Annotated in this window: 11 protein-coding genes; 2 read left to right on the top strand and 9 right to left on the bottom strand. The window is 58.9% G+C overall.

Going from position 1 to position 13,082, the window contains the following annotated elements; translation table 11 throughout:
- Window positions 1–157: 157 nt before the first annotated feature.
- Window positions 158–565: a cupin domain-containing protein gene (locus tag AC1ATL_RS06255; protein ID WP_476569335.1), complete on the bottom strand. Its 408-nt coding sequence runs from the start codon at window positions 563–565 to the stop codon at window positions 158–160.
- Window positions 566–880: 315 nt separating this feature from the next.
- Here AC1ATL_RS06255 and AC1ATL_RS06250 point away from each other — a divergent pair, with 315 nt between their 5' ends.
- A complete protein-coding gene (locus AC1ATL_RS06250; protein WP_476569333.1) occupies window positions 881–1,426 on the top strand; it encodes an aldo/keto reductase in 546 nt (181 codons plus the stop codon).
- Here AC1ATL_RS06250 and AC1ATL_RS06245 read toward each other — a convergent pair.
- The 6 genes from AC1ATL_RS06245 to AC1ATL_RS06220 form a co-directional block, all read right to left on the bottom strand.
- Window positions 1,353–2,213, bottom strand: coding sequence for a MerR family transcriptional regulator (locus AC1ATL_RS06245; RefSeq protein ID WP_476569331.1), 861 nt, complete (start codon window positions 2,211–2,213; stop codon window positions 1,353–1,355). The genes AC1ATL_RS06250 and AC1ATL_RS06245 overlap by 74 nt on opposite strands.
- Window positions 2,210–3,559, bottom strand: coding sequence for an MATE family efflux transporter (locus tag AC1ATL_RS06240; protein WP_476569329.1), 1,350 nt, complete (start codon window positions 3,557–3,559; stop codon window positions 2,210–2,212). Before AC1ATL_RS06240 ends, AC1ATL_RS06245 begins: the two co-directional genes overlap by 4 nt.
- 118 nt (window positions 3,560–3,677) lie before the next feature.
- Window positions 3,678–5,045 (bottom strand): riboflavin deaminase, encoded by a 1,368-nt coding sequence (locus tag AC1ATL_RS06235; protein WP_476569327.1) that lies wholly within the window; start codon window positions 5,043–5,045, stop codon window positions 3,678–3,680.
- A gap of 208 nt (window positions 5,046–5,253) precedes the next feature.
- The gene (locus tag AC1ATL_RS06230; protein ID WP_476569325.1) at window positions 5,254–6,699 is read right to left on the bottom strand and encodes an NAD(P)(+) transhydrogenase (Re/Si-specific) subunit beta; all 1,446 of its coding nucleotides are present in this window, start codon (window positions 6,697–6,699) and stop codon (window positions 5,254–5,256) included.
- Window positions 6,700–7,005: an NAD(P) transhydrogenase subunit alpha part 2 gene (locus AC1ATL_RS06225; RefSeq protein ID WP_026645868.1), complete on the bottom strand. Its 306-nt coding sequence runs from the start codon at window positions 7,003–7,005 to the stop codon at window positions 6,700–6,702.
- 2 nt (window positions 7,006–7,007) lie between these two features.
- Window positions 7,008–8,153: an NAD(P) transhydrogenase subunit alpha gene (locus AC1ATL_RS06220; RefSeq protein ID WP_476569322.1), complete on the bottom strand. Its 1,146-nt coding sequence runs from the start codon at window positions 8,151–8,153 to the stop codon at window positions 7,008–7,010.
- A gap of 236 nt (window positions 8,154–8,389) precedes the next feature.
- On the opposite strand from AC1ATL_RS06220, the gene AC1ATL_RS06215 reads away from it, so the two are divergent.
- Entirely contained in the window at window positions 8,390–10,426 is a 2,037-nt protein-coding gene (locus AC1ATL_RS06215; RefSeq protein WP_476569320.1) for an AMP-dependent synthetase/ligase, read from the top strand.
- Between the two features lie 201 nt (window positions 10,427–10,627).
- On the opposite strand, the gene era is transcribed toward AC1ATL_RS06215, so the two are convergent.
- Both era and AC1ATL_RS06205 read right to left on the bottom strand, forming a co-directional pair.
- Complete coding sequence (era, locus tag AC1ATL_RS06210) at window positions 10,628–11,626, bottom strand: GTPase Era (protein WP_476569318.1); 999 nt, start codon at window positions 11,624–11,626, stop codon at window positions 10,628–10,630.
- Window positions 11,619–13,037 carry a hemolysin family protein gene (locus AC1ATL_RS06205; RefSeq protein WP_476569371.1) on the bottom strand — a complete coding sequence of 473 codons (1,419 nt, stop codon included), beginning with the start codon at window positions 13,035–13,037 and terminating at the stop codon, window positions 11,619–11,621. The genes era and AC1ATL_RS06205 overlap by 8 nt, the downstream gene beginning before the upstream one ends.
- Window positions 13,038–13,082 lie beyond the last annotated feature (45 nt).

The raw sequence follows: 13,082 nt of genomic DNA, 5'->3' as shown, positions 1-13,082 counted from the left end.
CCAGTGCCTCGCGCCGGAACCCGTCGTCGTAGTGTTTCCTTCGATCCTCGCGCATACGAAAGAACCGCACCTCCGATCATTGAATCTGAATTTCTTCAGTCCAACAATCGGGGTGCGGTTCACTTTGCGGGATGGCCCTCCATGTAGGCAACAGACCTCAGGCAAGTTTGCCGTAGGCTTCGGCATCCACCGGCTCAAGCCATTCGTTGCTCATGGACGCCGGATCGCCTGCAGGGACCATGAAGGCGAGATGCGAGAACGACTCACCTGGAGCGGCGCCATGCCAGTGCTTCGTGTCGGCGGGGATGCAGACGGCCTGACCGGCCTTGAGCTCCTTCGGCTCCTGCCCCTCAATCTGGTAGTAACCGCGGCCACCGACCGCGATGAGCACCTGTGCCGCATTATGATGGATATGCCAATTGTTGCAGCAACCCGGTTCGAACGTCACGTTATGGATGGCGATTTCCGGAGACTCAAGCACCGGCGCAAGGTAGCTCTGCCCCACAAAGTACTGCGCGAAACCGTCGTTCGGCTCCCCCATCGGGAATGCGCTCGGATTTTCCATTGTCGACCCGTCCTTTCACATATGTTCTGCAACGTTTCCTATTCAACGCCTGGCGAAAAAGAATGTCCAATGTGAGTATGACATATCGTTCCATGCACCGATTGCATGTCAAACCATTCATGCGAGGTATTCGCTCTGTCAAGAGAAGCGGGATATGCTGACCTTCCGAGCATCAACGGCAAAAGAGCTTCAGTATGACTGACATGAGCTACGCCCCATTGGGATGGTCCGGTATCCAGGTCTCCAAGGTCTGCCTTGGCGGCATGAGTTTCGGCAAGACCTCCCCGCAATTCCACCAGTGGATCATCGACGTCGATGCCACCGAACAGCCGTCAGTACAATGTGGCACTCACCCCGTACTCCCCCATGGCATCCGGTCATCTGACCCATCCATCCTGGGATTCCGATTCCAAGCGCGGCACCACCGACGGCACCATGCGCAACAAGTACGATCAGGCACGTGCGCAGGATATGCCGATCATCGAACGCGTGCATGAGCTTGCGGAACGGTTCGGCGTGCCGATGGCGCGGATCGCCCTCGCCTGGCATTGGGCCAAGGGCGTCACTGCCCCGATCGTCGGCTGCTCGAAGGCGCAGCGCGTGGATGACGCCGTCGAGGCGCTCGGAGTAAAGCTCAGCGAATCCGACATCACCTATCTTGAGGAACCGTACACGGCGCATGAACTGGTCGGTCCGTTGGCCAGGCCGGGCGAGCGCGCGTTGGCCGGCACCCTTGCACCAACCCTGAAGAGAGCGCCAAGTAGCGCCATATGCCACCGGAAAGCGACTAGCGCACCGGAATGCAGATCTCGGTCACGAATTGGGCGGGATCCGAGGTCAGTCCCTCATCGACCAGCGTAATCTCCCGTGAGAACCCGGTGATTTCGAGACCCCGCCCTGCAATGTACCGCATCAGCTTGCGATACCGATCGGGAGCGTCACCATGGCTCCCCCGGAACCGGATGCGCACGCAATCCGTCTCCGGCAGCACCATGGTATCGCCCTGATATTCGTCCTCGTCGTCAAGCAGCAGAAACACCAGCCCATAGTCGGTATATCTGCCCCGCTCCAATGATTCCTTGGAGATGCCGACACCGACCTTGCCGAGGAAGACCAGCGAATCCTTCTGATGCTGCTCCAGTTTGCGGATCGAATATTCCAATCCGAGATACGAGTCAACTTTCGGCGAATCCCTGATCCAGACGATCCGGCAGACGGGTTGCCGCGTGATACGTATCACATCGAACCCGGAATGCTCGGCGTCACGCAAACGTTCCAGACGATGATCGATCTTTCGCGAGACCATTTCCAATTCATGCTGTTTGCGCTCGATCAAGGCTTTCTGCGCAACAAGCTTGTCTTCGATGACATGCACGTCGCGATTATGCAGAAACTCGGCTATCTGCGTCAACGGCATATCCAGCACGCGCAGATACCGGATGGTGTTCAGCACCTCGAACTGCTTGACCCCGTAATAGCGGTACCCGGTGCGCGGGTCGACGTATTCGGGTTCCAGCAGACCGCAACGTTCATAATGCCGAAGCGTGCCCAGCGATACGTTGAACATGCCGGCGACCTTGCCTATGCGAAACAGTCTGCCGTCACCTGGCAAAGCGCCGCGTTCTTCACTCCGCCCATTCGCCGTCATGCTCGCGCCTTCTCCGAAACCACGCCGCGACGCTTGAGCCACGCGTAGAAGCCGAGACAGATCAGCACGGAAAGCAACGATCCGGCAGGGGCGGCGATGCCCATGGGGAACAGGGTGTCCGGGAACAGCTTGGATGCCAGATACGCCCCGGGAACACGGACCAGCGTGATGGCCACGATATTGTGGATGAATCCGATATAGGAGCGCCCGCATGCGGCGAAGAAGCCGCTGAAGCAGAAGTGGACGCCGGCGAAGATGCTGTCGACGATGTAGCTACGGATGTACTGGGTTCCCAGCAGAATCACCGTCGCATCGGTGGTGAACAGGCCGACGATGGAGCTTGCCGTCAGCTCCACCACGATCGATATGACGATGCCGTAGACGACGGTGATCGCGGTGGCGTATCGCAGCGTCTTCGTCGCACGTTCCATCCTGCCGGCACCGATGTTCTGCGCCGAAACGGCGGATACCGTAGCCAGCATGGACGACGGCACCAGGAACAACGCACTGATCACCTTCTCGACGACGCCGACGGCGGCAGCATCGTTCAGGCCGCGATAGTTGGCAATGACCGTGATGATGATGAAGGCGACTTGGATGCAGCCGTCCTGGACCGCCGTCGGCACACCGATACCGAGGATGCCTCGAAGCATGGCCCTATCGGGTCGAAGATCGCCGAGCTTCAGCCTGATGCCCGTGCGCCGGCGACGAATCGCCGCCAATGCCACGATCACGCTGATGGTCTGCGCCAGCGTGGTGCCCAGTGCCGCGCCCGAAGGGCCAAGATGCAGCCAGCCCATGAACAGGTAGTCGAACGCGATGTTGCAGAAGGATGCGACCGCGATGAAATACATGGGGCTTTTCGAATCGCCCAACCCACGGAACACCGAGCTGATGATGTTGTACGCAACGATGAACGGGATGCCGACATAGCAGATGGTCAGATACTGCGCGGTTCCTTCGACGGCTTCGGCGGGCACGCCGATCAGTGAGACGATGCTACGCACGTTCAACAGCAGAACGACCGTCAGCGCCAACGCGATTCCTGCGAACAGCGTGATGACGTTGCCGATGGCCTTGGCCGCACGGTCGAGCCGGTTCGCGCCGACCGCGCGGCCGATGGTGACGGTCGCACCCATGGCAAGACCCACGATGATCACAGTGAGCATATACAGCACCTGGCTGCCGTTCGCCACCGCGGTGATGCCGTCAACACCGATGAACTGTCCGGCAATGAACAGATCCGCCATGCCGTACAGCGTCTGCAGGAAATACGACAGCAGATACGGCAACGCAAAGGTGATGACCGTTCTGAACACGCTCCCCGTTGTCAGGTTCTTTTCCATGGGTTGTCTCTCATCCTTCCGTTCCGGTCCATGTCTTCCAGCAGGAAGGCTAAACCTTACAATGGTTGTAGAGTCAATCCCAAAGCATCGTCATGTCCAATATGCGGAAAACGTCCGTTCATCCCATGACCGGAGCGGTGGCCTCATCCTCCCCGTCGGACTCGTCGGCAAAGCCCATAAGCTCTCCCATCTTGTCCGCGTACACGCCCGTCTCATGCATGAGCAGGGCCCGCACGGCCCGAAGCGATTCGCGGTCCCGTGGAAGACGGTATAGGGCGATGGTCGTGGCCATTTCGCCGAGTTTCTCATAGTTTTCCAACATGCGTTTGCGATCCTTGCGCGAGGCGAGCATCGCGTCCATGCGATCCTCCGGTTCGGCGAAAAAGATATATCCGGCAAGGGTGAGTAGCAGGCCGGCTTTCCTCACATTGCGCATCTGGCCGTCAAGCTCTTTGACGCCACCCTCGAACATGGTCCGATCGCGCAGCCTGAAACCTTCCTGGAGAAGGCCTGAAGCCGACGGCCCCATAAGGGAGATGGCAAGGTCATGCAGGTAGAGCGGATCCTTCCATATATCCTCCACTTCATATACGCCGTCATTCTCGATTTCGGCCAGCAATTGGGCAACGGGCTTCGTGGTCTCGTCCCACAGATTCCGATATGCCTCCACAATTCGTTCGGCATCATACAGATATCTGGCATCAAGACAGGCAGGATATTCCAAGGATTCGGTGACGCTTAGATCCACGGAACAGGCGTATTCCAAGTCCGCCTTGATTCTCATATCCCGCAACTGGGCACATACATGTCTGTACTGGAAATCGGGATCGCATCCCAATTCGACCACTTTCGGGTCATCGCGGAGCATGCACATGCCCAACCCTCCATAAGCGAGAATCATCAGCGCCGTATCGGCAGCCCTAGGCTCATCCTCTCCCCATCGCAACAGGGTATATGCGGCCAGACGGTAGGTCTGTCGCAGATATTCCATCATGCATTCAAAACGTCTCCTTTTACCGCCTCCGCGCTTCTTCCCTTTGGCTGTTTTCCTTCGGAACATCTCACGCGTATCGAACAGGCCCAACTGGAACGGCATCCGGCTGCTCGGCCGATGCGTCGCCACAGCGACGGAGGCGTCGTTGATCATCTCGTACAACCATGCGCTCATGCCGTATTTGCGAACCACATTGCGGCATCCAGTCAGGAATTCGGCATCGTAGCCTATCTGGAACCGATCCAACATGATCATATCCATGTCAAGATTCACCGGCCATGATGTGCCGCCGAACAAGTCATCCGCAAGCTCATGTACCACGTCATCGAACAGGGAAAGCGGACCTTCCATACCATGTTCGAGCCGCATCCGGTCAATGTCCGCGAAGCAACGGCCCGAGCTGTAGCGGTCGAATCGCTCAATCAGCCGATCCATCGTTTGCAGGAAAGCCTGTTCATCCATATTGAATGGCGTGGCCATGGCAACTGTCATATGCAACTCCTTCGTCGTAGAGATGCACCTACTGTCGCACATTCGTCCGTCTCTCCGCCACAGTCCTTTGAAAAAAGTGGATAAGTGGACAATTTCCGCCTATCCACACCCCCTTCCCTGTTTGTGGACAACTTGCACGACAACAAAAAGCCCTTCCTCCAAAAAGAGGAAGGGCCTGAATTTCACGTGGTCGACGAGCTGGAATCCGTCAGTTGATGAGTTCCTTGACCGCCGCGATGACGGCCTGCAGGCTCGCCTTGGCGTCGCCGAACAGCATCTGCGTGTTGTCCTCGAAGTACAGCTCGTTCTGGATGCCGGCATAACCGGTGCCACGGCCACGCTTCATGACCACCACGTTCTGCGCCTTGTCGACGTCGAGGATCGGCATGCCGGAAACCGGAGTGCCCGGCTTGCGGGCGGCCGGATTGGTCACGTCGTTGGCGCCAACCACCAGAGCCACGTTGGCCTGCGGGAACTGCGGATTGATGTCGTCCAAATCAACGAGCTCCTCATACGGCACGTTGGCCTCGGCGAGCAGCACGTTCATATGGCCAGGCATACGGCCTGCCACCGGATGGATAGCGTAGGAGACCTCGACGCCGTGGTCCTTGAGCAGCGTGCCAAGGTCGGCGAGCTCGCGCTGCGCCTGAGCCTGGGCAAGACCAAAGCCCGGCACGAAGATGACCTTTTCGGCGTATACAAGCTGGACGGCCAGATCGTCGGCGGAAGTCTCCTTCATGGTGCCCTCCGGTCCTTCTCCGGCACCCGCTGCGGAATTGGAGCCGCCAAAGCCACCAGCCAGGACGGACAGCAGCGGGCGGTTCATGGCCTTGGACATGGCGATGGATAGCGTCACACCGGCGGCGCCGACGAGCGCGCCGGCAACGATCAGTGCGATGTTGTTGATAGCCAGGCCGGACATGGCCACGGCAGTTCCGGTGCAGGCGTTCAACACGGAGATGACGACCGGCATGTCCGCTCCACCGATCGGGATGACGAACACAAGGCCGTAGCACAGGGCGAACACGGTGGTCAAGACCGACCACAGCAGACGCTGGCTCGGCTGTGCGCACAGCATCACGAAGGATGCGACGGTGAGCACAACGAATAGGATGTTCCAGAAGCCCTTGCCGGGCAGGCTCAGCTTCTTGACCCACTTGATGCCTTGCAGCTTGCCGGCCGCGATAAGCGAGCCGGAGAAGGTGACGGAACCGATCATGATGCCCAATCCAGCGGTGATAAGCACCACGATGGACGGGGTTTCGGCAGACGTCAGAATGTCGTTCAGAGCAACAAGCGCCGCCGCGCCACCACCCACGGTGTTGAACACGGAGACGAGCTGCGGCATGTCGGTCATCTTGACCTTCTTGGCGGAGACCACGCCCGCCACGGCACCGATGACGATGCCGACGATCAGCACCACGACAGCGACGGAGTGCTTGAAACCATTGGAAATCTCACCTGCGAACAGCACGATGAAGGCCATGGCCACAGCGAAGACCATGCCGATGGCGGAGACCATATTGCCCTTGCGGGCGGTCTTCGGCGAATTCATCAGATGCAAGCCGACAACGAACATCACGGCGGCCAGCAGGTAGACGAACCATTCGATGACGCCGAGAGGCGTGCTCAGCATTTCTGCCAGGGTACCCATTTACTTGGCCTCCTCTTCCTTCTTCTTGCCCTTGTCGGACTTGAACATCTCCAGCATGCGGTCGGTGACGACATAGCCGCCGACAACATTCATCGTGCCCAGCACGGCGGCCAGGAAGATGAACACCCAAGCGAGCGGGCTGGTCGCGTGAGCCGCGACGATGACGACACCGGCGATGACGATGCCGTGAATGGAATTCGCGCCGGACATCAATGGGGTGTGCAGGGTGGCGGGCACCTTGCCGATGACCTCGACGCCGATGAGCAGCGCGAGGATGAATAGTGTGATTGCAACGACGATATCCATGCCTACTTCTCCTCCTTCTTGGCTTCCTCGCCACGGCCGGCCACGACCATGGCATTGTCAAGCTCCTCGTTCAGATCGACGGCAAGCTTGCCATCGCGGACGAAATGTGCCAGCACGTCAGCCACGTTGCGGCTCAACAGATTGGACGCGGTGGTGGACACGCCACTGGCCAGATACGGGGCGCCGATGACGGTCACGCCGTTGTCGGTGACCTGGGTGCCGACGGTGGATCCCTCGACGTTGCCGCCAAGGTCGCTAGCGGCGCAGTCGACAATCACGGCGCCACGGTGAAGACCGGCCACGCCGGCCTTGGTCAGAAGGACCGGAGGCTTACGCCCCGGCACCTTGGCGGTGGTGATGACGATGTCGAAGCCGGCGGCCTTCTGGTCGACCGCGGCCTGCTGCTGGGCCTGCTCCTCGGCGCTCAACGCGCGGGCATAACCGCCCTCGCCCTGCCCCTTGGAGAAGTCCAGACCAAGATCCAGGAACTTGGCGCCCAAGGATTCGACTTCGCCCTTGGAAGCCGGGCGAACATCGTATGCGGTGACGACCGCTCCGAGACGCTTCGCCGTGCCGATGGCCTGTAGACCGGCGATACCCGCGCCCAGAATGAGCACCTTGGCCGGACGAATGGTGCCGGCCGCGGTCGTCATCATCGGCAGGAAGGATCCATAGGCGTTGGCTGCCACGATGGCGGCCTTGTAACCCATCACGGAATTCTGCGACGTCATCTCATCCATGGATTGAGCGGAGCTCAGCTGGCGTGGCAGCTTCTCCATGGCCACGCCGACCAAACCGGCCTTCTCGATCGTGGCAACGTAATCGGCATCGGTGAACGATCCGAGCATGCCGATGATCCACGTGCCCCGCTTGATGCGGGCAAGCAGATCCTTGTCCGGACGATCGACGAATCCAAGCACATCGGCACGGGCGATCACATCGTCGGCGGAGACGACCTGCGCGCCAGCCTTCGTATAATCATCATCGACGTAATGCGAAGCGGCGCCCGCACCGGATTCAATCAGGCATGCAACGCCCGATTTACGCAACCTCGTTACGATATCCGGTGTCAGAGCAACACGGGACTCGTGCTCGGAAGTCTCATTGAGAACTCCGAAGACCACGGTGGCTTCAGCTTTTTCAGCCATAGGTGCCCTTTCTTCCTCATTAAAGAAATCTAAATGAACAGATACAGCGCCCAAGTGTAACGTAAGCGACGCTGGCATACGCGCAATCGTTCATCTTTCGAATCCCGGAGCTTTCCATCGCATGCCGAAAACCGTTGTATAGGGCGCGTCACCTTACGCTACCGTAAGGTGACGTATCGGACACAACGGGCTATCATTCCTTCCTTAGATACCGTTTATATGTGTAGGAGAGTCACGTGTCCATCATCACCTCGTTGAACAAACAGGCCACCAATCTCGCGAAGAAGGCACTGCGCCTGGGAAACGATTTCGTGCACCCGGTCAGCGACGATTCCGGAAACACACCGGATTACAACGATCCGGACAACATCCTCTCCCCCGACGGCCATATCGAACTGCCGCATACCGCCGAATGGGGTCCTGGTTACCCGTCCACCACGTTCCTCGACCCGGAAACCGGTCTGCTGACCACGAAGACCGAAGGCAACCCTCCGCTCGATGAAGGCACCACCATCTACGACATCTACGCCGATCGCGCCGAGCGCATGGGCGATGAGCCGTTGTACACCTACAAGCAGGATGGCGATTGGGTCACGAAGACCGCCAACGAGACGCTCGCCGACATCCGTTCCGTCGCGAAGGGTCTGTTGCACTACGGACTGAAGAAGGGCGACGGCGTGGCATTCATGTGCCGCACCTCCTACGCCTGGGATGTGTTCGATGCGGCCGTCATGGCCTGCGGCGGTGTGCTCGCCACCATTTACGACACCGATTCCGCCGAGCAAATCCGCAACATCGTCAACAACTCCGACGCGCGTCTACTGGTCGTGGAGACCACGGATATGAAGGAGAAGTCGGATGGCGCCGAGACCGAATGCCCGACTTTGGAACATATCGTCTGCTTCGAGACCGGAGGACTTGAGGAAATCAAGGCGTACGGTTCGGGTGTGAGCGACGAACAGCTCGACGCCCGCATCGCCACTGTGAAGAAGACCGACCTGTGCTCCATCGTGTACACTTCCGGCTCGACTGCCGCGCCGAAGGGCGTGGAGATGACGCATGAGCACTATTGCGCGACCGCGTTCAATCTGCCCGACTATATGCCCGAACTGCTGCATGACAAGAAGAACACGGTTCTGCTGTTTCTGCCGCAGGCGCATTCCTTCGCCCGCGCCATCAACTACATCTGCGTGGCAAGCAACCTGCACATCTATATCGCCCAGGGCATCAAGACGCTCATTTCCGATTTGCAGATCGCGAAGCCCTCAGTGATGATCGTGGTTCCGCGTGTGCTGGAAAAGGTGTACAACGCGGCTTCGCAGAAGGCCGGACATGGCGCCAAGGGCGTCGCGTTCGCAGCGGCGGTGGTCGCCGCGCAGAACTATATGAAGGAGGTCAGCGTCAAGGGCAAAGCCGGTGTGATTACCAAGGCTCGTCGCGCGGCCTTCGATCCAATGGTCTATGCCGCATTGCGCGAGGTGCTTGGCGGACGCGCCAAGTGGATCGTCGCAGGAGGCGCCCCGCTCGATCCGGAGCTTCTGGCGTTCTTCCGTGGTGCGAATGTCCCTGTCTACGAAGGTTATGGTCTGACCGAGACCACCGCGCCGTGCGCGTTCAACGTGTTGGGTGTGCCATATCATCAGGGTTCGGTCGGCATCGCGTTCCCCGGTTTCACGCTTCGCATCGCCGAAGACAGTGAGATTCAGGTCAAGGGAGCATCCGTGTTCCCGAAGTACCATAAGAACGATGAGGCCACCGAGGATTCGTTCACGGAGGACGGCTGGTACAGGACCGGAGATCTGGGACGAATCGATGACGACGGGTTCCTGTACATCATCGGTCGCAAGAAGGATCTCATCATCACGGCCGGAGGCAAGAACGTCTCCCCTGGTCCGATCGAGGAGGTCATCAAGCGTTGCGAATTCGTGTCCCAGGCACTGGTGCTCGGCGACAAGCGTCCTTTCATCTCCGCACTGATCACGCTTGACGAGGAGACGCTGCGTCCTTGGTTGGAAAGCAAGGGCCTCGACCGCAACATGTCCATGGAGGAGGCGGCCAGCAACGCGGCCGTGCGCGCCGAAGTGCAGAAGTGGGTCGATCAGGCCAACGAAGGTGTCTCCCGCGCCGAATCCGTGCGTAAATTCATCATTCTGCCAGAGGAGTTCACTCAGGAGAACGGGCTGATGACCGCCTCCATGAAGGTCATCCGTCCGAAGGTAATCAAGCGTTACGCGACATTGCTCAACACGCAGATGTACACCAAGAAGAAATAAGCGCATCAACGCCATCGGCAAAAAGGGATGGCACCCATCACGAGAATCGGTGGGTGCCATCCCTTTTTTGTCGAATCCGATTTTCCAGCAGGTCAGAAGCCCAGCTTCTCGAGCTGCTTGGCTGAGCCGTATAGCGGACAGCCCAGTGGGCTGTTCGTAGGCGAAGTGAGCGGCTCCGCCGCGAAGCGGATCCCTAGCAGGTCAGAAGCCCAGCTTCTCGAGCTGCTTGGAATCCGACTGCCATCCCTTGGCCACTTTGACGTGCAGGTCGAGCTTGGCCTTCTGACCGACGATGCGATTGACCGCGGTGCGCAGCTTTTTCTTGACCCGCACCAGATGTTCCGCGTTGTGGCCGATGATGATCGGCTTCTGCGAATCACGTTCCACGTAAATCGATACGATTACCTGAGCCTTGCCGGAATAGGACTCACCACTGTCGTTGTCCTCCGGATATTCGATGGAGTCGACCACCACGGCCAGCGAATGAGGCAGCTCATCATCCAATTCCTCAAGGAACGCGCCGCGGATCAATTCGGCGATGGTGTCCTCCGGACGTTCCTCGGTGATTTGCTCGGACGGATACATCTGTGGGCCTTCGGGCATGTTCTCCACCAGAACATTGCGCACTTCGTTCAAATTGTCATGTTCAAGGGCGCTCACCGGCACGATGTCGGTGAAGTCCGCGAACTCATTGATCTCAATGAGCTTGTTGATCAGGGCTCCCCGATCCAGTTCGTCGATCTTGGTGACGATGGCAATCAGCGGCACCTTCCATTTGAAGGTTCCATCATCGCGTTTGACGGCGAAATCGGAGCGAAGCCTGCTCAGGATACGCTTGTCGCCGGGGCCGATTTCCTGATCAGCGGGCAAGAGGAACGCGACGGCGTCGACATCGGACAATGATTCCTCCACGACATCGTTCAAGCGTTGTCCGAGCAGCGTGCGCGGACGATGGATCCCTGGGGTATCGACCAGCACGATCTGCGCGTTGTCAGTCGTGAGAATGCCACGTATGGCCTTACGCGTGGTTTCCGGGCGGGACGACGCGATGGCGATCTGTGTGCCGATCAAAGCGTTGATCAACGTCGATTTGCCGACATTCGGACGGCCGACCACGGCGACGAATCCGGAACGATACGGAACAGGGGTTGCGGCGCCGGAATACTGGGAAGTCGGCTCGGTCACATCTGCGTCAGTCATGCTTGTCCTTGGAATCCTTGTCTCCTTGGGATGCCTTCTCGGCATCGTCGGATTGATGCTCGTGCTGTTCAGTTTCGTCCACGCCCTCGACGTGGGCCGGCTCCACCACGATGGTGGACACTTTCTTGCGCCGTCCCGCGGAATCGACCGCGGTCAGGCGAAGTCCCCTCGTCACCGCCGACGAGCCGACGATAGGCACACGTCCGAGCAGCTTGGTGAGCAACCCATACACCGTGTCGACATCATCCTCGTCGATGTCGATTTCGAAAATCTCCTCCAGATCGGCGATAGGCGTGCGCGCCGGCATGCTCCATTTATGCTCGCCGATCCGCTCCGGATCGGCATGCTGGGTACGGTCATGCTCGTCCTCCAGCTCTCCGACGATCTGTTCGATCGTGTCTTCGATGGTGACCATGCCTGCGATGCCGCCATATTCATCCACGACGATGGCCACATGCTGACGAGTGCGCTGCATTTGATGGAATAGGTCGTCAACCGGTTTGGATTCGGGTACCAGCATCGGTTCCCGGACAATGGATTCGACGTCACGCGACGTGGCTGCGGGATTGAATGCCGTGGCGCGTACCGCATCTTTCAGATAGGCGACGCCCACCAAATCATCCACATCCTCTCCGATGACCGGAATACGGGAGAAACCGGAACGGGAGCATAGCTTGAGCATGTTCTCCAACGTCTCTCCACGCTCGATGCAGATCATATCGGTGCGCGGCACCATGATCTCACGGGTCAACGTCTCGGACAGCGTCAGAACGTTGCGGAGCATTTCGGAGACTTCTGGATCGAAGTCATTCGCCTCGACCAGACGGTCGATGGTGGCGCGACCCTGTTCGAGCTGAATCTTCTCAAGCTCCTCGTCATCCGACAGATCATCCGAATGCCGTTTCGAATCCTTTTGTCCACCGATCTTCGCGAAAGGCGTCAGCATCGTCGCGATGGATACCGCATCAACATGCTTCAGCATGATGTCGACCGGCTTGGTCGCCCCTGCGCTGCGCGGACGGACCAGCAGGGAAACCACCGCCACCACCAGAGCGAAGATGAATCCTGAGAGCAACTCGGCCCATAGTGGCGCGCCGCACAACGATGCGATAGCGGAAACCAGTACTCCGTCAAGCACATTGCAGGTGATTCTGAAGAACGCACATGATCCCGCGGTCGCATACCTGTCCGCGATCAGCCGCTGCACCTTGTGGATGCGTTTGATCTTTTTGTCCCGAATGAATTGCGATGCGTCCGCGTCCGTTTGAATCTCAAGGATGAGATTGTTCAGGCTGGCCCGTGTAACGCGGCCGACAGCGCCTTCGGCCGCGGCCATCGACAGAGAAAGCCAGACCAGAAGCAACGCGACGACGGCAAGCGCCGCGATCAACGCGATGGTTGTTGTCTCCATATTCATCAATCCCCCACCATTGAAGCCATCGGACGGCATGTCATC

This window comes from Bifidobacterium sp. LH_743 (genome assembly GCF_056355775.1).
This window is presented reverse-complemented; position numbering and strand designations above follow the sequence as displayed.